Annotated in this window: 21 protein-coding genes; 14 read left to right on the top strand and 7 right to left on the bottom strand. The window is 60.6% G+C overall.

The genetic code is table 11. The features are described from left to right. The first annotated feature begins 149 nt into the window (after positions 1–149). The 3 genes from J1G33_RS20845 to J1G33_RS20835 all read left to right on the top strand — a co-directional run bounded on the left by J1G33_RS20845 (position 150) and on the right by J1G33_RS20835 (position 1989). The gene (locus J1G33_RS20845) at positions 150–401 is read left to right on the top strand and encodes a type II toxin-antitoxin system HicA family toxin (RefSeq protein ID WP_032876316.1); all 252 of its coding nucleotides are present in this window, start codon (positions 150–152) and stop codon (positions 399–401) included. Further along, positions 398–757, top strand: a complete 360-nt coding sequence (locus tag J1G33_RS20840) for a type II toxin-antitoxin system HicB family antitoxin (RefSeq protein ID WP_103735389.1) — start codon at positions 398–400, stop codon at positions 755–757. Before J1G33_RS20845 ends, J1G33_RS20840 begins: the two co-directional genes overlap by 4 nt. A 227-nt stretch (positions 758–984) precedes the next feature. Then, positions 985–1989 (top strand): family 2 encapsulin nanocompartment cargo protein terpene cyclase, encoded by a 1005-nt coding sequence (locus J1G33_RS20835; protein ID WP_103735388.1) that lies wholly within the window; start codon positions 985–987, stop codon positions 1987–1989. A gap of 12 nt (positions 1990–2001) precedes the next feature. Here J1G33_RS20835 and J1G33_RS20830 read toward each other — a convergent pair whose 3' ends face one another. Then, on the bottom strand, positions 2002–3174 hold the full coding sequence (locus tag J1G33_RS20830; protein ID WP_032876322.1) for an MFS transporter: 1173 nt from the start codon (positions 3172–3174) through the stop codon (positions 2002–2004). A gap of 131 nt (positions 3175–3305) precedes the next feature. Here J1G33_RS20830 and J1G33_RS20825 point away from each other — a divergent pair, with 131 nt between their 5' ends. Continuing rightward, entirely contained in the window at positions 3306–3893 is a 588-nt protein-coding gene (locus J1G33_RS20825) for a TetR/AcrR family transcriptional regulator (RefSeq protein ID WP_032876325.1), read from the top strand. Here J1G33_RS20825 and J1G33_RS20820 read toward each other — a convergent pair. Then, positions 3877–5232 (bottom strand): MATE family efflux transporter, encoded by a 1356-nt coding sequence (locus tag J1G33_RS20820; protein ID WP_078821098.1) that lies wholly within the window; start codon positions 5230–5232, stop codon positions 3877–3879. The two genes, J1G33_RS20825 and J1G33_RS20820, sit on opposite strands and share 17 nt — an antisense overlap. 84 nt (positions 5233–5316) lie before the next feature. Continuing rightward, entirely contained in the window at positions 5317–6165 is an 849-nt protein-coding gene (locus tag J1G33_RS20815; RefSeq protein ID WP_223018661.1) for an IclR family transcriptional regulator, read from the bottom strand. A gap of 225 nt (positions 6166–6390) precedes the next feature. On the opposite strand from J1G33_RS20815, the gene J1G33_RS20810 reads away from it, so the two are divergent. From J1G33_RS20810 to J1G33_RS20780, 7 genes are read left to right on the top strand one after another with little or no spacing between them, the layout of a single operon-like run. Further along, entirely contained in the window at positions 6391–7419 is a 1029-nt protein-coding gene (locus J1G33_RS20810) for an ABC transporter ATP-binding protein (protein WP_078821097.1), read from the top strand. Further along, positions 7416–8261, top strand: coding sequence for an ABC transporter permease (locus tag J1G33_RS20805; protein ID WP_032876335.1), 846 nt, complete (start codon positions 7416–7418; stop codon positions 8259–8261). The genes J1G33_RS20810 and J1G33_RS20805 overlap by 4 nt, the downstream gene beginning before the upstream one ends. Before the next feature lie 4 nt (positions 8262–8265). Then, complete coding sequence (locus J1G33_RS20800) at positions 8266–9060, top strand: ABC transporter permease (protein ID WP_005787620.1); 795 nt, start codon at positions 8266–8268, stop codon at positions 9058–9060. Further along, entirely contained in the window at positions 9060–9350 is a 291-nt protein-coding gene (locus J1G33_RS20795; protein WP_005787618.1) for a (2Fe-2S)-binding protein, read from the top strand. Before J1G33_RS20800 ends, J1G33_RS20795 begins: the two co-directional genes overlap by 1 nt. Beyond that, positions 9347–10690 carry an NAD(P)/FAD-dependent oxidoreductase gene (locus J1G33_RS20790; protein ID WP_223018660.1) on the top strand — a complete coding sequence of 448 codons (1344 nt, stop codon included), beginning with the start codon at positions 9347–9349 and terminating at the stop codon, positions 10688–10690. Before J1G33_RS20795 ends, J1G33_RS20790 begins: the two co-directional genes overlap by 4 nt. Continuing rightward, a complete protein-coding gene (locus J1G33_RS20785; protein ID WP_223018659.1) occupies positions 10687–11784 on the top strand; it encodes an FAD-dependent oxidoreductase in 1098 nt (365 codons plus the stop codon). Before J1G33_RS20790 ends, J1G33_RS20785 begins: the two co-directional genes overlap by 4 nt. Positions 11785–11798: 14 nt before the next feature. Continuing rightward, a complete protein-coding gene (locus J1G33_RS20780; protein ID WP_032876340.1) occupies positions 11799–12830 on the top strand; it encodes an ABC transporter substrate-binding protein in 1032 nt (343 codons plus the stop codon). Here J1G33_RS20780 and J1G33_RS20775 read toward each other — a convergent pair. Then, positions 12775–13482 carry a nicotinamidase gene (locus J1G33_RS20775; RefSeq protein WP_262416896.1) on the bottom strand — a complete coding sequence of 236 codons (708 nt, stop codon included), beginning with the start codon at positions 13480–13482 and terminating at the stop codon, positions 12775–12777. The two genes, J1G33_RS20780 and J1G33_RS20775, sit on opposite strands and share 56 nt — an antisense overlap. 127 nt (positions 13483–13609) lie before the next feature. Further along, a complete protein-coding gene (locus J1G33_RS20770) occupies positions 13610–14383 on the bottom strand; it encodes an L-iditol 2-dehydrogenase (protein WP_032876342.1) in 774 nt (257 codons plus the stop codon). Positions 14384–14625: 242 nt separating this feature from the next. Here J1G33_RS20770 and J1G33_RS20765 point away from each other — a divergent pair, with 242 nt between their 5' ends. The 3 genes from J1G33_RS20765 (at position 14626) to J1G33_RS20755 (ending at position 17713) form a co-directional block, all read left to right on the top strand. Beyond that, complete coding sequence (locus J1G33_RS20765; RefSeq protein WP_103735381.1) at positions 14626–15555, top strand: AraC family transcriptional regulator; 930 nt, start codon at positions 14626–14628, stop codon at positions 15553–15555. Between the two features lie 161 nt (positions 15556–15716). Next, positions 15717–16667, top strand: coding sequence for a nucleoside-specific channel-forming protein Tsx (locus J1G33_RS20760; protein WP_005787604.1), 951 nt, complete (start codon positions 15717–15719; stop codon positions 16665–16667). Between the two features lie 14 nt (positions 16668–16681). Continuing rightward, the gene (locus J1G33_RS20755; RefSeq protein ID WP_032876345.1) at positions 16682–17713 is read left to right on the top strand and encodes a purine nucleoside permease; all 1032 of its coding nucleotides are present in this window, start codon (positions 16682–16684) and stop codon (positions 17711–17713) included. A 47-nt stretch (positions 17714–17760) separates the two neighbouring features. Here the strand turns inward: J1G33_RS20755 and J1G33_RS20750 are convergent, their stop codons facing one another. Together J1G33_RS20750 and J1G33_RS20745 are read right to left on the bottom strand one after the other, a co-directional pair. Then, positions 17761–18720 carry a zinc-binding alcohol dehydrogenase family protein gene (locus tag J1G33_RS20750; protein ID WP_223018658.1) on the bottom strand — a complete coding sequence of 320 codons (960 nt, stop codon included), beginning with the start codon at positions 18718–18720 and terminating at the stop codon, positions 17761–17763. A 28-nt stretch (positions 18721–18748) separates the two neighbouring features. After that, a complete protein-coding gene (locus tag J1G33_RS20745) occupies positions 18749–18922 on the bottom strand; it encodes a DUF1427 family protein (RefSeq protein WP_005787598.1) in 174 nt (57 codons plus the stop codon). Positions 18923–18934 lie beyond the last annotated feature (12 nt).

The raw sequence follows: 18934 nt of genomic DNA, 5'->3' as shown, positions 1-18934 counted from the left end.
CGGGAAGGGAAAAATTAGCGGGGGGATGGGTGGCATCGAGCGAGCTGTCATCAAGGGTTACATCAATTCCGGGAAAGGCACACGCCCCCGAGCTAGCATTGACGAACACCACTTTTTGCAACTACATTTAGTTACACGCAAGGAACGCCGTGTCCAAAAATGAAAAGCTGCTCGCCAAATTGCTCAATGAGCACATGGCATTTACCTGGCCCGAGCTCGTCACGCTGTTACGCCGACTCGGATACACACTGATTGAAGGGGCTGGAAGCCGCGTCAAGTTCGATATCGGCGACCCCAGTGCAATGATCACGTTGCACAAGCCTCACCCGGGCAACGAACTGAAACATTACATTCGGCGCCAGATCATCGAACAATTGAAATCAGGAGAACTGATTCAGTGAACAACCAGCTCAAACATAAAGGCTACATCGGCTCTATCGAGGCCAGCCTCGAAGACAACTGCCTGTTCGGCAAGATTTTATTCATCAAGGCATTAGTGAGCTACGAAGGCAAAACCGTCGCAGAACTGGACGCAGCCTTTCGCGAAGCCGTGGACGATTATCTGGCTACCTGCCAGACCCTGGGGCAATCACCTGAGAAGCCATGCAAGGGCTCGTTCAACGTACGCGTTGGGCATGAACTGCATCTGGCAGCCGCTCTGGCCGCAATGCGTAAAAAGGTGACGTTGAACGACCTTACGCGCCAAGCGCTGAATGAGTTTCTGCAACAGCACGACGACGGTCTAGCGGCGGTTTGAATTGGCCAGTCAGGCAACATCGCCACAGGGCTCGTTCGATGCGTGTGGCGAAGTGACGACGCGAGTCATCCCAAATGGTCTTATTCGGGCATTAGAGGTCGTTGACTCCAATCAGAACTAAAGGGTCCATTGTGTTTTTCCACCCGGACTTCTAAATTGAAATCAACGCCCTTCCTGATCCTTGGTCCGCAGTAACGTCCAATGGCATAGACACCCGGAGTCTTGCTATGAACGACATCAGCCCGCCGCCTCCCCCACAAAAAAACTCAACCGGCCTGGAAATACCTGCGCTTGAATGTCCATTACCGATACGACTGGACGAAGCGCTCGGCAACCGTATCAATGCGCTGTTAATGGCGTGGATCAATCGAATCGGTATTTTCGAGGGGCAGTTGGATCACGTAAGGGCCTCGAACTTCGGGCGTTTCGTAATGCTGTGTCACGCCGACACCGACGACGTTCAACGCTTGCTACTGTCTGCAAAATGCATGGCGGCGCTGTTCGCGGTAGACGATCACTATTGTGATGATGAGCGAAGTGGCGCCAACCCCAAGCTCCTGGGCGCACGCTTGTCACTGGCCCTGGCCGCCCTGGACAGGGCATATCTGATTCCATCCCACGACCTCGCGCTCAAACGTGCGCTCAACGATGATCCGGTTTTACGTGGATTGCGGGGATATATGAACCACCTGGATCGCTATGCGACACCCTCGCAGAAAGCTCGCGTTCAGTCGGAGACCATTGCGATGTTCGTGACCATGAATGCGGAAGCTTCATGGCGCATCGAACACAGCCTGCCTCAAGTCTGGGAATATTTGGCACATCGTCAAGTCAACAGCTTTTTACCTTGCATGGCCCTCATTGATATTGTCGGCGGCTATGAACTGGGTGCCGATACTTATTTTTCTGCGCCTGTACGCGAAGTGATCGCCCTAGCTGCAAGTTTGACCATGCTCGTCAATGACTTGTATTCCGCATCCAAAGAGCAAGAGCCTGGCATCGGTGATTTCAACCTGCCATTGCTGCTGGCAAACGAACAAGGTTGTTCATTACAGCAAGCCTTGTGGTTGACAGCCGATCTTCACAACACGCTTATACGTAGATATGAAGCCAAGGAAAGAAGGCTGCTCAAACAGGCCTCCCCCACGCTCAAGCGCTTCCTCGGCGGGGTAAAAGCCTGGCTGGGCGGCAATTACGAGTGGCATCGACACAGCGGTCGCTATCAAGTGTGAACAAGCCGGCACTCAGCCCAACCGCCGATACCCCAACCATGCGGCCAACAACACCACCGCCCCCGCCGCCAACGCCACCCGGAACCCACTGGCAGCGCCGAAATGATCGATCATCCAACCAGAGCTGGCGGCGCCGATAGCAACGCCGATGCTCAGCCCGGTGATCAACCAGGTCATGCCTTCGGTAAGACGGCTGGGCGCAACGATCTGCTCGACCATGGCCATCGACACGATCAAGGTGGGCGCAAAGAACAGGCCGGAGATAAATATGGCGACGGCCAGGCCGGGGATGTTGCTCACCAGCAACAAGGGCAAGGTAGTCAACGCCGTGGCCACACCGCAGAACAGGAACTGACGCGGCAACGGCGCCTTGAGCTTGAGGGCACCGAAAGCCAGCCCGGCCAGGCACGAACCGATGGCGTACACCGACAGCACAATACTCGCCGCCGCCGGCTGGCCCTGATGCTGGGCGAACGCCACACTGACCACGTCCACCACGCCGACGATCACGCCCATGGCCAGCAGCAAGGTCATCAGGATCAAAACCGCAGGGGAAGCGATCAGCCAGCGGCCATGCGCGCCGTGGTGCTCGTGTATGGGTGGCTCGGTTTGCCGCTGCATTACAAAGGTGGTGACGCCCACCGCCAGTAACAATGCCGCCACCAAAGGGCCGGCTTCGGGGAACAGCACTACGCTCAGGCCCACAGAAATGGGTGGGCCGATAATAAAGCACACCTCATCCAGCACCGACTCCAGAGCAAACGCGGTTTGCAGCCTGGGCTGGCCGCGGTACAACTCGGTCCAGCGCGCACGCACCATGGCGGACATATTGGGCATGCAGCCGGCCAGCGCAGCAAACAGGAACAGCGTCCAGCTTGGTGCCTGCAAACGCGTACACAGCAACAACATCAATAGCGCCCCGCCGCCGATCAGTGCGGCTATCGGCAGGACCTTGCCCTGGCCGTAGCGGTCCACCCAACGCGACACTTGCGGCGCACAAAACGCCGTGGCCAGGGCAAACACCGCCGCCACCGACCCCGCCAGCCCATAACCGCCATGGACTTGGGCGAGCATGGTGATCAGGCCGATACCGGTCATCGAGATTGGCATGCGCGCCAACATGCCTGCGAGCACAAAGGCTCGGGCGCCTGGGACCTGGAATAATTCGGCGTAAGGGTTTGCCATCCTGCGTAACCTCTTGCTCAAGCCGCGGCCTTGCTATCTGAAACGATGCGGGCAGAATACATACGGTGCGTATGTGAGGGATCATGCTTCGCATACGCACCGTATGTCAATCACCAACCAATGAGACTTCCATGAGCCGAGCCCGTGCCGAAATGATCGAAGAGACTCGCGCCCGCCTGATCGCAAGTGCGCGCCGGGCATTCGCCACCCAAGGCTATGCCCATACCTCGATGGATGACTTTACCGCTCAAGCCGGGCTGACGCGCGGTGCGTTGTACCATCACTTTGGTGACAAAAAAGGCTTGCTGGCAGCCGTAGTCGCCCAGCTCGACAGCGAGATGGACGAGCACTTGCAACGCATCAGCGCGCAGGCCATAGAGCCCTGGAGCGGGTTTTGCGAACGCTGCCGAGCTTATCTGCGCATGGCCCAGGATCCGGAAATCCAGCGCATTGTGTTGCAGGATGCGCCAGCGGTGCTGGGGGATACCGGCTCACAACACCACTGCGTTGAGTCGTTGCGCCAACTCTTGGAGGCCCTGATGCAAGCCGGATGGGTGGAGCCGGCACCCAGCCAGGCACTGGCGCAGTTGATCAACGGCAGCCTGGTCAACACGGCGTTGTGGATCGCCCGGGATGCACACCCGAGCGCGCGGCTGGAGGAAGGCTTGCAGGGCCTGGAGGTGTTACTGCGCGGACTCAGCCTCAAACCAACCGCTTGATCTGCTTATGCCGCCATACCAGCCGGTAATACGCGGTCTGCAATACCAGCATTGCCAGGTAGGTCACCGGGAACGCCATCCACACCCCCTCCAGCCCGAAGTGTGCGTTGAACAGATAAGCCATCGGCAGCTCCACGCAAAGCACGCAGAAAATCGAGATTGCTACCGGCATCAGCACCACGCCGCTGGCGCGCATGATGCCGCCGATCACCGCCTGGAAGCCGAACACCAGGATGCTCCAGAGCATGATGTGCAGCAGGTGTTCGGCTCTGATCCGGGCGCTGTCGTCAGTGATGAACAGCCCCAGCAACCAGTGCGACAACCCATAACCGAGCACAATCAGGCCCCCGGTCAGGCACAGGTTGATCACCAACCCCGTGCGCAGGATCGGCCCGATGCGCTCCAGGCGCCCGGCGCCGATCGCCTGGGCACCGAGGATCGAGGCGGTGATGGCAATCGACAGCGCCGGGAACTGGACGTAGTTGACGATCTGCGTCACCGCGCCATAAGCCGCCGTGGCCTGGGAGCCGTGGCTATTGACCAGGGCCAGGATGACCAATTCCGACAACGACAACACCACCATCTGCAAGCCTGTCGGCAGGCCGATGCGCAGCACTTTACCGAGGATGACGCGGTCCAGGCGTAAAGCCGCGAGCAGCTCGCGATCCGGTGCCATCACATGGTTTTTATGCCGCAGGCGCAGCACCAGGAACAGCATCGCCAAGGCGTTAGCCACCAAACCTGCGTAAACCGCACTCTGGATGCCAAGGGGCGGCAGGCCGATCCAGCCGCGAATCAGCGCTGGCGTCAGCAGCAAGCCCACCAGGGTCGAAACCATTAACGCCAGCAACGGCGAAATCGTGTCGCTCACCCCACGCAGCAACTGGGTATAGAGGATGAACACCAGCAACAGCGGCATGATCAACATCATCATCTGGGCATAGCCCACCGCATCGTCGAGCACATCCAGCGGCGTACCCAATGCCTGCAAGGCCGGGCGCGCAAACAGGCTGCCCAGCACCGCGGCAATCAGGCCCACCAGGGCGCCCAACGTCAGGGTGGCGCCGGTAATCACCTTGACCAGCCCCGTCTCCTGGGCACCCCACGCCTGGCCGATCAACACTGAGGCGCCCGCCCCCAGGCCGATCACCAGGGCGATAAAGAAAAACACGATGGGGAACATCCCCGACACCGCCGCCAAAGCCTGGGTGCCGAGCATTTGCCCGACATAGATACCGTTGAGGGTGCCGGAAAAGCTTTGCAGAAAATTGGACAGCACCATCGGTGCCAGAAAGATCAGGTAGATCTGCCACAGCGGGCGTTGCAAAGGGGTCAGCATGAAAAATGGGACCTCGAATAACGAAAGCGTCGCAGGGTTATACCGTAAGTGGATCCAATGCTAATGCGTTTTAGCAAAGATCACTCATCCACCAAACGTCTGCGACGGCCTGCGCAACGTAGGGTCGAACGGGTTGATGCATGGCCCGATTGCTGCAGCTTCGCGCTTGAGCAACTCCACCACCATCGGCAATCGGCTTGGCCCCAGGCGGTCACTGATGGTCGCCACACTCAACGCTGCGACCGCATGCCCCTCGCGGTTGAGGATCGGCACTGCCAACCCCGCCATACCTTCCAGCACCCCGGTGTTGCGTGCCGCGTAGCCCAAATTGCGAACGTTCTCAACTTCGGAGCGCAGCAGCACTTCGTCATACAAATGAAAATCCTTGAGCCGTGGCAGGTTGTAGCGGATGACCGTCTCGCGCTCTTCCTGCGGCAGAAAGGCCAGAATTGCCAGGCTGCCCTGCCCTACCCCCAGGGCTACGCGCCCGCCGATATCACCGGTGAAGGTACGAATCGGGTACGGGCCTTCGCTGCGGTCCAGGCAAATGGCGTCGAAGCCGCTGCGAGCCAGCAGGAACAGCGAATCTCCCAAAGATGCACTCAGGCGCAACAGGCTTGGGCGCACCAGATCGCGCAGGTTGCCAGTCTTGCCGGCATTGGCCGCCAACGCAAAGAACTCCAGGCTCAGGCGATAGCGTTTACTGCGCGCATCCTGCTCGACCATGCCTTCATCCATCAGGCTGCGTAGCAAGCGGTGAGTGGTGGGCTGGGAGAGGCCAACTCGGTGGGCGAGCTGGGTGACACGTTCACCTCCCTCGGGCACTTCACCCAGAGCGCGTAGTAAGGCAAACACGCGGGATACGCCACCAGCACCAACTTCCTTGCCGCTACTATTCCGCTGAATGGAATCTGTATCACTCGATATCAACATAAATTCTGCTCAGTGAATAAATCTTAAAATAGTAGTCCGCTGAATGAAATCCCATCTTCCGCCCATCCTAGTCTTCGCTCTAATCTGCGTCCACAGGGGCGAAACGAACAACAACTGGCAGCCGACTCAAGATCGAGCGTCAACGCACCGGCAACACTCTTTTCGCATCTGCCCAAAACAAAAAAGCGCGCTTCGGCGCGGCGGAATAAAAGGTGGAACGCAGACATGGCATTTCTCCAACTCAACGCCTTGAGTAAACGCTACGGCGCCGTTGATGCAGTAGTTGCCACCGACCTCGCGGTGGAAAAAGGTGAATTCGTTTCCCTGCTTGGTCCTTCGGGCTGCGGCAAGACCACCACCCTGCAAATGATCGCCGGCTTTGTCGAGGTGAGCAGCGGCCAGATCCTGCTCGATGGTCGCGACATCACCCGCGCCAAGCCTGCCAGTCGTGGCCTGGGCGTGGTGTTCCAAAGTTATGCGCTGTTTCCCCATATGAGCGTGCGCGACAACGTCGCCTTCGGCTTGAAGATGCGCAAGGTACCGGCCACCAAGATCGCAAGCCTCGTCAAGACCGTACTCGAACTGGTGCGTCTGGCCCCCCATGCCGAACGCTACCCTCGGGAACTCTCCGGCGGCCAACGCCAACGCGTCGCGCTGGCCCGTGCATTGGTGATCGAGCCACCGGTTCTGCTGTTGGATGAACCGTTGTCCAACCTTGACGCCAACCTGCGTGAAGAGATGCAGTTCGAGATCCGCCGCATTCAATGTGCGGTGGGCATCACCACCTTAATGGTCACCCATGACCAGGGCGAAGCGCTCTCCATCAGCGATCGCGTGGTCGTGATGCAGGCCGGGCGCGTGACCCAGATCGACGCGCCGTACAAACTCTATGAACACCCGCGCACGCGCTTCATCTCTGACTTTGTCGGCAAGGCCAACCTGCTGGCCGGCGACTACGACGCGCTCGGTGTCCCCCAAGTGCGTCACCAGGGCGGCGCTGGCCAACTGACCCTGAGCCTGCGTCCGGAAAAGATCCAATTGGTACAAGCAGGTTCAGGCCGCGTGCAAGGCCAGGTGCTCGACCGCTACTTTTTCGGCAGCCAATGGCTGTATCGCATCCATACCCCCCTTGGCGAAATTACCGTGGTGCGCGGCAACGATGGCAGCGCACCGCTTTGCAACGGCGCGGCAGTGGGCCTGCAATGGCAAGCGGATTTGCTGCGGGTACTGGCGGCCGATGAGGTGCACCCATGAGGCGCGGCTACCTGCTCTCGTTACCGGCATTGGTGCTGTTTGGCGGGTTACTGATCTTGCCATTGGCCTTGACGCTGGTACTGTCCTTCAACGTGTTCGATTACCAGGTGGGTGTAAAGGCCGATCAGTGGACCCTGGCCCACTACCTGGCATTGTTGAGCGATGCCTATTTCTACGAGATCTTCTGGCGCACCTTCTGGATCAGTGCGCTGGTAACGTTGCTGTGCGTGCTGATCGGTGTACCGGAGGCGTACATCCTCAGCCGCATGGGTACGCCGTGGCGGTCGGTCTTCCTGATCCTGATCCTCACACCGCTTCTGATTTCCGTGGTGGTACGCGCGTTTGGCTGGAGCTTGCTGCTCGGCGCCGATGGCCTGGTCAACCAAGTGATCCAGGCCATCGGCGGGCGCCCGGTGAAGCTGCTGTATACGCCGTTCGCCGTGATCATCGCGCTGGTGCACGTGATGCTGCCGTTCATGATCATTCCGGTATGGACCTCCCTGCAAAAGCTCGACCCCTCGGCGGAACAAGCGGCGCTGTCGCTGGGCGCAAGCCAGGCCACGGTGATGCGCAAGATCGTGTTGCCGCAAGTGATGCCCGGTGTGCTGTCCGGCACCTTGATCGTGTTCGGCCTGGCCGCCAGTTCATTCGCAATCCCAGGGCTGCTGGGCGGGCGACGTCTGAAAATGGTCGCCACTGTGGTGTATGACCAATACCTCTCGGAACTCAACTGGCCCATGGGCGCGACTATCGCGGTGGTGCTGCTGTTGGTCAATCTACTGATCATGCTGAGCTGGAACCGAATGGTCGAAGGCCGCTATAAAAAGTCCCTGGGGGTTTAAGCGCATGTCCAGAAACGGTCCTTTGGCCCTCGGTTTCCATGGTTTGGTGGTGCTGTTCATGATGGCGCCGCTGGTGGTGGTGTGCCTGGTGGCGTTCACCCCGGAAAACACCTTGAGCCTGCCCACATCGGGCTTTTCCCTGCGCTGGTTTCGCGCCGTATTCGAACGCGCCGACTTCATCCAGGCCTTCTATAACAGCCTGATCCTGGCGTTTACCGCCGCGTCCCTGGCGACCTTGATCGCGGTACCGGCGGCTTTGGCGATCAGTCGCTATACGTTCCCCGGGCGTAACTTTTTCAGTGCACTGTTTCTGTCGCCGATCATCATCCCGCACCTGGTGCTGGGCGTGGCGATGCTGCGCCTGTTTGCGTTGATGGGCGTTAATGGCAGCTTTACCTGGCTGATGCTGGCGCACGTGGTGATCATCACTCCCTATGTACTGCGCCTGGTGCTGGCGGCAGCGATCGGGATTGATCGCAGTGCCGAGCAGGCCGCCGAATCCCTCGGAGCCGGGCGCTTTACGTTGTTCCGGCAAATCACCTTGCCGATGATTTTGCCTGGGGTGGCCGGTGGTTGGTTGCTGGCGTTCATCAACAGTTTCGATGAGGTGACCCTGTCAATCTTCGTCAGTTCACCTGCCACACAAACCCTGCCGGTGCGCATGTACGTGTATGCCACTGAGTCCATCGATCCAATGATGGCGGCGGTATCGGCGCTGGTGATCGCACTCACCGCAGCGACCATGATTCTGCTCGATCGGGTCTACGGCCTGGACCGTGTACTGGTGGGGAAACATTGATGGCGCTGTTCAAGCGGCTGACCGAAACCCAGCGCCCAGCCCTGGCGTTCACCCTTGATGGGCAGCCGGCCACCGGGCTGCTCGGCGATACCTTGCTGACTGCCATGCTGACCTGCGCCGACCATCTGCGCGGCAGCGATTTCAGCGCCGAACGCCGCGCCGGTTTTTGCCTGATGGGTGCGTGCCAGGACTGTTGGGTGCGGCTTGCCGATGGGCGACGCGTACGGGCCTGCTCGACGTTGCTCGAAGAAGGTCACGCGATCAGCCGCGATCCAGGACGGCAGCCATGAAGCCCGTGGCAATTGTAGGCGCAGGCCCAGCGGGCATCGCTGCCGCACGTACGCTGCTCGATCACGGCATAAAACCCTGCTTGATCGATGAGAACCTGCGCGGCGGCGGGCAGATATATCGGCGCCAACCGGCAAACTTCCAGCGCTCGGCCAAACAACTCTACGGCTTTGAAGCGAGCAAGGCGCAGACCGTGCATCGCATCATGGACGAGCTTGCGCCGTTGATCGACTACCGGCCGCAAACCCTGGTATGGAACGCCGAGGACAACCGTCTCGACCTGCTCACCAGCGGTCGCATCGACAGCGTTGAGTATTCGCGCATCATTGTCGCCACCGGCGCCACCGACCGCATCCTGCCGGTGCCGGGCTGGACCTTGCCGGGCGTCTACAGCCTGGGCGCGGCGCAAATCGCCTTGAAGTACCAGGGCTGCGCAATTGGCGAACGCGTAGTGTTTTGTGGTTCCGGACCACTGCTCTATCTCGTCGCTTATCAATATGCCCAGGCGGGCGCCAAGGTGTTGGCCGTGCTCGACAGTGCGCCGTTCAGTGCCCAATGTCGCGCATTACCGGCGCTGCTCAGGCAACCGGCGACCCTGGCAAAGGGTTTGTATTACCGTGCTTGGCTGACGGCCCATGGGATTGCCGTGCATCAGGGCGCAACACTGTCGCAGATCGATGGAGAGCAACGGGTCCACGGCATTCGCTGGGGCGAACAGACGCTGGAATGCGATGCGGTGGCCTTCGCGCATGCCCTGCGCAGCGAAACGCAACTAGCGGATTTACTCGGCTGTGACTTTGCCTGGAATAATCTCAACCGCGCCTGGTTGCCGCAGCGGGACTGCGCTGGGCGCAGCAGCGTCGAGGCGGTGTATCTGGCTGGCGATGGCGCAGGGATCATGGGCGCGGATGCGGCGCAGATGGCTGGCGAATGTGCGGCGTTGGCGCTGCTGGAGGATGCCGGCATTACGGTCGATCAGCACCGCCAGGATACGCTGCAGAAGCAGTTGGCGAGGATCCAGGGCTTTCGTCAGGGCCTGGAAACCGCGTTCCCTTTCCCCGAACAATGGGCTGTGCAAGCCCCCGACGAACTGATTCTGTGCCGCTGCGAAGAGGTCAGCGTCGGTGAAGTGCGGGCAGTAGTGGATGAGGGTCACTGGGAAATAAATCGGGTCAAAGCCCATTGCCGCATTGGCATGGGCCGCTGCCAGGGACGGATGTGCGGGTTGGCGACGGCGGAAATTGTCGCCCAGCGCAGCGGGCGTGGCATCGAACAAGTCGGACGCCTGCGAGGCCAAGCGCCGATCAAGCCGCTGCCGTTTGGCGTGGAGGGGCAACCATGATCGACGTCATCGTCCTGGGCGGCGGCATCGTCGGCGCTTCGGCAGCTTTGACACTCGCGCGAAAAGGCCAGCGGGTGGCGCTGGTGGAACGGGATTTTTGTGGCTCGCACTCCAGCGGCGTCAATTATGGCGGCGTGCGCCGCCAGGGCCGGCCCTTGCATCAGTTACCGTTGTCCCAGCGCGCCCATCAACTGTGGGCCGACTTGCCAGGCTTGATTGGCATTAGTGGCGAGTACGTGCGCTGCGGGCATTTGAAGCTGGCGCGCAGCCCGGTAGATTTTGCTGCGCTGCATGCGTATGCCGAACAAACCCGTGGCTTCGACCTGGGCTTGCAGCTGTTGGATCGCACTGAGTTGCGCGGGCGTTTCCCCTGGGTGGGCGACGTGGCAGTGGGTGCCTCCTTGTGCCCGGAAGACGGACATGCCAACCCGCGACTAGTGGCCCCTGCCTTCGCCCGTGCCGCCCTACGCCACGGCGCCGAGGTGTACGAGCAAGCCGAAGTGATCGGCATCGAGCACAACAGCCAACAGTTCCAGGTGCACTGTGCCAATGGCTTGCATCTGCAAGCCCCCTGGCTGCTCAACTGCGCCGGTGCCTGGGCCGGCAGTGTCGCTGCACAGTTTGACGAGCCGGTACCGATTACCTCGGCGCACCCGGCGATGCTGGTCACCGAACCACTGCCGGTGGTGATGACTGTCAGTACCGGTGTCGAGGGCGGAGGGATCTATGCGCGGCAAGTCGCCAGGGGCAACTGCATCCTCGGCGGCGGTCGCGGCTTTGCCCTCGGCCCACAGCAAGCCAGGCCAGGTCAGGCCGCGCTGCTGGAAATTCTGCGCAATGCCAGCGAACTCTATCCATTTCTCAAGGGTGCCCAGGCGATCCGGACCTGGAGCGGCACCGAAGGTTACTTGCCCGATCACGAACCGGTGATCGGCCCCAGCAGCACCCAACCTGGCCTGCTCCACGGTTTCGGCTTCGCCGGCGCCGGGTTCCAGCTCGGCCCCGCAGTCGGCGAAGCCCTGGCAGAGATTGTCTGCGCAGGGGCCAGCCGCCAACCCATCGAAGCGTTTTCCATCCGTCGTTTCCAAGCCTGAGAGGAAAAACATCCATGCACTCACGCATCGCTTTATCCTGCTTGTCCCTCGCCTTGCTCACCGGCACCGCCCATGCCGCCCCCACGCTGTATCTGGGCATGAACGGCGGTACCATGGAACGGGTGTACGCCGACAAGGTGCTGCCCGCCTTCGAGAAAGCCAACAACGTCAAGGTGGTGATCGTACCCGGCACCTCCTCGGACATCCTTGCCAAGGTCCAGGCCAACAAGGCCAACCCGCAGATGCACGTCATGTTCCTCGACGACGGCATCATGTACCGCGCGATCTCCATGGGCCTGTGCGACAAGCTCGCGCCAAGCCCGACCCTGGAGCAGATCCCGGCCAAGGCCAGAATCAAGGACGAAGCCGTGGCCGTAACACTGGGCGTCACCGGCCTGGGTTACAACGCCAAGATGTTCAAGGACAAGGGCTGGTCCGCACCCACCTCGTGGATGGACCTGGCCGACCCGCGTTTCAAGGACAAAGTGGTGTTCCAGTCCCTGGCCTCCTCCACCTTTGGCCTGCACGGTTTCCTGATGTTCAACCGCATCCAGGGTGGCGATGAAACCAATGTAGAACCGGGCTTCAAAGCCTGGCCTACGAGCGTCGGCCCCAACGTACTGGAATACATCGCCAGCTCCGCGAAGATCTCCGAGATGGTGCAAACCGACGAAGCCGCACTCTTCCCCCTGACGCCGACCCAGGTCGCCACGCAGAAGCTGTTGGGCATCCCCATGGAATATGCGCAGCCCAAGGAAGGCGCGGTGGTTCTCAACGTGGCCGAATGCGTGATCGCCCGCAATGACCAGCCGGAACTGGCGCAGAAACTCGCAGCGTTCTTGCTGACCGCCGAGGCCCAGGCGCCGGCGCTGGAGGACGGCGACCAGATCCCGTCGAACCCGACGACGCCCACCACCGAAAAGACCCGGGCACGGGTGGAAGCCATGCAGGGTTACTTGCAGACGGCGATTTCAATTGACTGGGACCAGGTTAACCAGGCGAGGCCGGAATGGAATGCGCGGTGGAGTCGCTCGATTGAGCGTTGAGGCTTGAGCGCTGCGCAATCGCGGCCAGTTCATCGCGGGTGCTACTGATGACAGCACCCGCCTTGAGCAACTCATTGACCGCCTGTACACCCCCCTCCTCGCTGATGCTGCGGCACGCCGGCAGGTGCAGGACCACTTGCAATCCGGCCTTGAGCAACTGCAACGCAGTGGTCTTGACGCAGTAGTCCAAAGCCAGGCCGCCGACGATCACACGCACCACCCCTCGGGCCTTGAGGTACTCGATGACGCCGGTGGACAGTTTGTCGTGCAGGTCGTGGTAGCAGGCGCCATAAGGGTGCAGGTCGGGTTCGACGCCCTTCCAGATGAAGTAGTCATAGTCATAAGGCGCTGGCAGTTCGTCGAGCAACGTGAAGCCTTCGGTACCCGGCACGCAGTGGCTGACCCAGGTGACATCGGCGTGGGCAAGGCCAGTGGGTTGCAACATCTCGCTGTGCTGCGCAACCACCCAGGGGGCGTGCGGGGTGTGGGCGTCCTTGCTGCCGATGCGATGACCGGCGAGACTGGCCATGTAGTTGAGTTCGGCGCCAATGCGGTCGCCACCGACCACCGGCAATTCGTTGGGGCACAAAGGCGTGAAGCTTTTCTGCGCGTCGACGTCGAATGAGGCGATGGCGGTTTTCGCAAGGGTCATGGTGATTCTCCGGTGGCAGGCCCCAGGTGACGGAGTGTCAGTCACTTTATAGATGGCTGGCAACACCGCCATAGGTACAAGTCGAATCGTCGCACCGCCCCTCCCATGTTTTTAACGGTGCATGGCTTCAGTTCATCCAGTTGCCGCCATCCACGTTGTAGGTCTGGGCCACCACATAGTCGGCTTCCTTCGACGCCAGGAAGATCGCCATTCCGGTCAGATCTTGCGCCGTGCCCATGCGCCCGAACGGTACCTCATCCCCTACCCGCTTTTTCTTCTCGCCAGGTGCCAGCCCCTCATGCCTGGCAAACAGCGCATCAACGGCGTCCCAGTGCTCGCCGTCCACTACGCCCGGGGCGATGGCATTGACGTTGATGCCCTGCTTGATCAGGTTCAACCCCGCCGACTGCGTCAGGCTGATCACCGCGGCCTTGGTCGCACAATAGACGGCTACCAACGGCTCACCCCGTCGTCCGGCCTGGCTGGCCATATTGATGATCTTGCCGCCATGGCCTTGGCTGATCATCTGCCGCGCCGCGGCTTGTAGGGTGAACAGGGTGCCGGCGACGTTGATCGAGAACAGCCGCTCAAAGCTGTCGCGGGTAATGTCGATAATAGGTGCCAGGTCGAACAGCGCAGCATTGTTGATCAGGATATCCAGCTTGCCGGCATGGGCCACGACCGCGGCGATGGCGGCGTCGATGCAAGCTTGATCGGTGACGTCCATCGCCACGGCGTAAGCCTGGGGGCCCAATTCGGCGGCGGTGGCCTGGGCGCGTTGCAGGTTGATGTCGGCAATGGCAACGGTAGCGCCTTCAGCAATATAGGCCTGGGCGAATGCTCGGCCGATACCCCGCGCCGATCCGGTGATCAACGCGCTTTTACCTTCGAGTCGTTTCATCGCGGTGTCCTGTAAAAATGAGTTCGGGTCGCCGGCACATTGCACCTGTTGTTTTTGTGGGCGTGCCTCGATTACAGCAGCTCGGCCTGGCCCTCACAAACGACTGGCGACTGCGCGGCTGATACTTTTTTAACCTCAAGCCCAGGATCAAAAAAGTACCAGTGCAAGGCAAAACCGGGGTAGCACACTGATTGCCGGTGCGCGTATTTTGAGTCCATTGCACAACGACAAGAGGCAGCACCATGCCCATCAGCCGCGCCAGCCCGTTAGAGCACCGCCCTGCGGAGCTTGAAGTGATCCTGCCCGAACCGGAGCATGGTTTTCGCTGGTTCGAACATGACTATCCCTATGAGCTGGCGCGCTGGAACCACCACCCCGAGTTCGAGATTCACCTGATCCGCCAGGGCAGCGGCAAGCTGGTGGCGGGCGACTATATTGGTGCGTTCAGCGCCGGTCATGTCGCGTTGATCGGTCCTGACCTGCCCCACGACTGGATCGGCGACCTGGCGCCGGGCGAATACCTGAGCGGCCGCGACGTGGTGCTGCAGTTCGACGGCGCCGCCCTCCTCGCCCTGCGCACCACCCTGCCTGAGCTCGGCGATCTACAACCGTTGTTTGAACGGGCGCGATGCGGCCTTGAATTCAGCGGCGAAGCAGCAACGAGTGCGGCACGGCTGATGGAGGCCATCGGCAGCGCCCATGGCCTGCAACGCCTGACCCTGTTCCTGCAGCTGCTCGACACCCTGAAGAACGCCTCGCCCACACAGGCCAAGACCCTGGCCAGCCCGTACTACGCACCCACCCTGGATGCGCGCAGTGCCGATCGCATCAACAAAGCCTTTGATTACCTGATGCGCGAACTGACCGGCGACGTGCGCCTATCGGACATTGCGCGGCAATTGGAGATGAGCGAGCCGGGCTTCTCGCGTTTTTTCAAGCGCAACACCGGCCACGGTTTTATCGACCTGATGCGCAAGTTCCGCGTGCAACGTGCCTGCCGGTTGTTGTTGCAAAGCCAGATGTCGGTGGCGGATATCTGCTTTGAAGTGGGCTACGCCAACCTGTCCAATTTCAACCGCCACTTTCGCATCGAAATGCACCAGACGCCGAGCGAATACCGGCGGCAGACTGCACTGCGTGTATTCAATCCCATAGCCAGGATCGCTCGCTGATTTCTGACCAAAGCGTCGGCTAATTCGCGTTTTTTCCAAACAGTTCAAGCCATTGACACAAGTTGGTACAGCCTGTGCAAACGTTTGCGGAACGAACTTGGCAGCCAAGTTCAGCCCTACCCGACGAATCGGGTTAAACCGCGTACGAATAAGGACTTTCAATGCATCCCACCTCTAAGCCTCGTGCTTGCCTTGGTGTTTCCCTGCTACTGGCCGCCGTTACGGGAGTACTCAGTGGCCCCATTTTGGCGCAGCAAAAGCCCGTCGATGATTCAGCCCAGGGCGAAACCCTAAGCCCTGAGGCCAGCCCACCGGCGAAAAAAGGTGTTTACCTGTCGGAGTGGTTCAACCAGGACCTGACGCTGATCGGCAGCAAAGACATCAGCTTCGGCCCCAAGCCGCAGGATGACGTCTACCTGGAGTACGAGTACTTCGGGCGCAAGGGGCCCTTTGAGCTGTACGGCTATATCGACGTGCCGAAGATACTCACCATCGGTAACAGTAATGACAAAGGTGTATGGGACCATGGCTCGCCGGTGTTCATGGAGCATGAACCGCGGATCTCCATCGACTACCTCGCAGGGCGCAGCCTGGCGATCGGCCCGTTCAAGGAGTGGTATGTGGCCTTTGACTGGATCTACGATCACGGCAGCCATAAGGAAAACCGCGCCAACACCCTGTACAGCGGCCTGGGCACCGATATCGACACCCACTCGCGGGTCAACCTGTCGGCCAACTTTTATGGCCGCTACCAGTGGGAAAACTACGGTGCCAGCAATGAATATTCCTGGGATGGCTACCGCGCGCAGATGAAGTACATCGTGCCGATCGGCAAGTTCGACAACGGTGCTTCGCTGACCTATATCGGCTTTACCAACTACGACTTCGGCTCGGACCTGCACAAGGACAACCCGGCGCGCACCGCCAATTCCCTGGTGGCTACCAACGTGTTGCTGTACGCGTTCACCCACCTGCGCTTTACCCTGGTGGGTCGCTACTTTCACAACGGTGGCAACTGGGAAGACGGCAGCGAGTTGAATTTCGGCGAAGGCAACTTCCGCGCCCGCTCTGATGGCTGGGGTTACTACGCCGGCGTGGGTTACCAATTCTGATCAAGGAGCTGTACATGAACGCACTGACTCGTATCTCGCTGGCCGTCGGCCTCGCTCTGCTGCCCCACGTAGTGCTGGCGGATAACCCCGCACCGATCAAGCCCAAGGTGATGTTGATCACCATGTTCGCCCCCGAGGCGCAAACCTGGATCGACCGCCTGGAACTCAAGCAGGAAGTACGCGTGCCAGGGCTGTCTGCCGAATACCCAGTGATTCGCTGCAACACCCAGGACGTGTGCCTGCTGGTAACCGGCATGGGCCAGACCAACGCCGCTGCGTCGACCCTGGCCCTGGCCTTGTCGCCCAAATTCGACCTGCGCCAGAGCTATTTCCTGATTGCCGGTATCGCCGGTATCAGCCCCAAGCACGGCACCATCGGCACCGCCGCCTGGGCCCATTACCTGGTGGAGTTCGGCACCCAGTGGGAGCTGGATTCACGGGATGCGCCCAAGGACTGGCCGACCGGTTATATCGGCATCAACACCAAGGGGCCCAACGAAAAGCCACCGCTGGACTACAAGACCGAAGTATTCGAGCTCAACCCCAAGCTGCAAGCCAAGGCGTTTGCCTTGTCGCACAAGGTGGAGCTGACCGAGAGCAAAGAATCCGCCGCCTGGCGCAAGCACTATCCCGACGCCCCGGCCAACCAGCCGCCGCAAGTCACGCGCTGCGACACGCTGGCGGGCAATACCTGGTTTTCCGGCACCCGCCTGAGCGAACGCGCCGAAGTCTGGACCAAGTTGCTCACCGACAATAAAGGCGAATACTGCACCACCCAGCAGGAGGACAACTCCACTTATGAAGCCCTGCTACGCGCCAGCCGTGAAGGTCTGGTGGATATCCAGCGCCTGGCCGTAGTGCGCGCAGGCTCCGATTTTGATCGGCCTTATCCGGGTTACAGCGAGGTCGACAACTTGCTCAAGTATGCGGACCAGGGCGGCTTTGTACCGGCACTGGAAAACCTGTACCGCACGGGCAACCCGCTGGTGCAGGCGATTGTGAAGCAGTGGTCGGCGTGGGAAAAAGGCGTACCCGAGGTCGAGTAAAGATCTGAAGTGGGAGGGGCTTACCCCCTCCCACATTTGAGGCGATGTCACGGCAGCAGGATGAATTTGTCCGGGCTGCCGCTGTTCACTTGCTCATAACACTCAACGCCATCAGCCAACACCACTTCGCGCAGGCCGGTGGGCAACGGCAACAACCCCTCATCAAAGAACCGCCCGAACGCCCCTAACATCACCGCACATTGCTCACAGCTATAGAGCAAAGAATTGACGCCTACCACCGTCCCCCCCTTGCGATACAGCGCCAGAGCCGGCAGTTGCACGTGGCCGTCAACCGGCGCGGCAATGATTGCGATACGGCCGAAAGGCGCCAACCCCGCCACTGCAGCGGGCAACCAGAAACCGCTGGTATCGAAGATCACCTCGGCGCCGCCCTTGAACACGGCGTGCACTTGTACGCCCAGTTCCTGCGGTTGGCCCAGGGCAATCGCCTCCACGCCTTGCGCCTGTAAGACATCCACCTGATCAGGGCGACGCACCGCTGCCAGCACCTGCGCACCACGAAGCTTCGCCAGTGCCAACGCCGCGCTGCCAACGGCACCATTGGCGCCGATCACCAGCAACCGCGTGCCCTTGCCCACACCACTGCGTTCCAGCGCGTCCCAGGCCGTGGTATACGGCACGCCAAGGCTCGCGGCCTGGGTGAAGCTCAAGTGACCGGGCTTGGGCACCACGCCTGTGGCCAATACCCGAAGGTATTGGGCATGGGAGCCGTCAGCAAAAAAACCCAGGTCGCGACCGGTGCCCCAGACTTCCTGACCGAGCAAGGCTGGCGGACCTTCGACCACCACCCCGGCAAAATCACGCCCGGGAATGCGCGGCAGCGTGGTGTAGGGAAACCGGCCGAGTACGTTTTTCACATCGCTGGGGTTCAGACCGGCGGCTTTGACCTGGACCAGCACTTCATCGGCAGACGGTACGGGCGTGGCAACATCGACCAGGCGCAGGTCGGCGAGGTCGCCACTGGCGCTAAATTGTAGTGCTTTCATTAAAGGCATCCGTCGAAGAAGAAAAGGCTCAGGACAACCAACCGCTGACCAACTGCCGCCCCATGGGCCACAACTGTTCGCCGAGCAGCATGCCCATCAGCCCCACCAGAGCAATGGCCGGCGGTGCGGGCGAACGGAAGCCCAGCGCGCCGTAGATCACGCCGACAAACAGGCCGATGGCCAGGGAAATCAGATAGTTCATGGAGGCTAGACC

The organism is Pseudomonas sp. P867 (assembly GCF_019891455.1).
Lineage (GTDB): Bacteria > Pseudomonadota > Gammaproteobacteria > Pseudomonadales > Pseudomonadaceae > Aquipseudomonas > Aquipseudomonas synxantha_A.
Note: the sequence above shows the minus strand (reverse complement) of the source record. Positions and strands in the feature narration are given on the sequence as shown.

Excerpts from the sequence above, each read along its gene's own strand:
- J1G33_RS20835 (WP_103735388.1), top strand. The coding sequence starts at position 985 with ATGAACGACATCAGCCCGCCGCCTCCCCCACAAAAAAACTCAACCGGC.
- J1G33_RS20830 (WP_032876322.1), bottom strand. The coding sequence starts at position 3,174 with ATGGCAAACCCTTACGCCGAATTATTCCAGGTCCCAGGCGCCCGAGCC.
- J1G33_RS20825 (WP_032876325.1), top strand. The coding sequence starts at position 3,306 with ATGAGCCGAGCCCGTGCCGAAATGATCGAAGAGACTCGCGCCCGCCTG.
- J1G33_RS20820 (WP_078821098.1), bottom strand. The coding sequence starts at position 5,232 with ATGCTGACCCCTTTGCAACGCCCGCTGTGGCAGATCTACCTGATCTTT.
- J1G33_RS20815 (WP_223018661.1), bottom strand. The coding sequence starts at position 6,165 with ATGTTGATATCGAGTGATACAGATTCCATTCAGCGGAATAGTAGCGGC.
- J1G33_RS20810 (WP_078821097.1), top strand. The coding sequence starts at position 6,391 with ATGGCATTTCTCCAACTCAACGCCTTGAGTAAACGCTACGGCGCCGTT.
- J1G33_RS20805 (WP_032876335.1), top strand. The coding sequence starts at position 7,416 with ATGAGGCGCGGCTACCTGCTCTCGTTACCGGCATTGGTGCTGTTTGGC.
- J1G33_RS20800 (WP_005787620.1), top strand. The coding sequence starts at position 8,266 with ATGTCCAGAAACGGTCCTTTGGCCCTCGGTTTCCATGGTTTGGTGGTG.
- J1G33_RS20795 (WP_005787618.1), top strand. The coding sequence starts at position 9,060 with ATGGCGCTGTTCAAGCGGCTGACCGAAACCCAGCGCCCAGCCCTGGCG.
- J1G33_RS20790 (WP_223018660.1), top strand. The coding sequence starts at position 9,347 with ATGAAGCCCGTGGCAATTGTAGGCGCAGGCCCAGCGGGCATCGCTGCC.
- J1G33_RS20785 (WP_223018659.1), top strand. The coding sequence starts at position 10,687 with ATGATCGACGTCATCGTCCTGGGCGGCGGCATCGTCGGCGCTTCGGCA.
- J1G33_RS20780 (WP_032876340.1), top strand. The coding sequence starts at position 11,799 with ATGCACTCACGCATCGCTTTATCCTGCTTGTCCCTCGCCTTGCTCACC.
- J1G33_RS20775 (WP_262416896.1), bottom strand. The coding sequence starts at position 13,482 with ATGACCCTTGCGAAAACCGCCATCGCCTCATTCGACGTCGACGCGCAG.
- J1G33_RS20770 (WP_032876342.1), bottom strand. The coding sequence starts at position 14,383 with ATGAAACGACTCGAAGGTAAAAGCGCGTTGATCACCGGATCGGCGCGG.
- J1G33_RS20765 (WP_103735381.1), top strand. The coding sequence starts at position 14,626 with ATGCCCATCAGCCGCGCCAGCCCGTTAGAGCACCGCCCTGCGGAGCTT.
- J1G33_RS20760 (WP_005787604.1), top strand. The coding sequence starts at position 15,717 with ATGCATCCCACCTCTAAGCCTCGTGCTTGCCTTGGTGTTTCCCTGCTA.
- J1G33_RS20755 (WP_032876345.1), top strand. The coding sequence starts at position 16,682 with ATGAACGCACTGACTCGTATCTCGCTGGCCGTCGGCCTCGCTCTGCTG.
- J1G33_RS20750 (WP_223018658.1), bottom strand. The coding sequence starts at position 18,720 with ATGAAAGCACTACAATTTAGCGCCAGTGGCGACCTCGCCGACCTGCGC.
- J1G33_RS20745 (WP_005787598.1), bottom strand. The coding sequence starts at position 18,922 with ATGAACTATCTGATTTCCCTGGCCATCGGCCTGTTTGTCGGCGTGATC.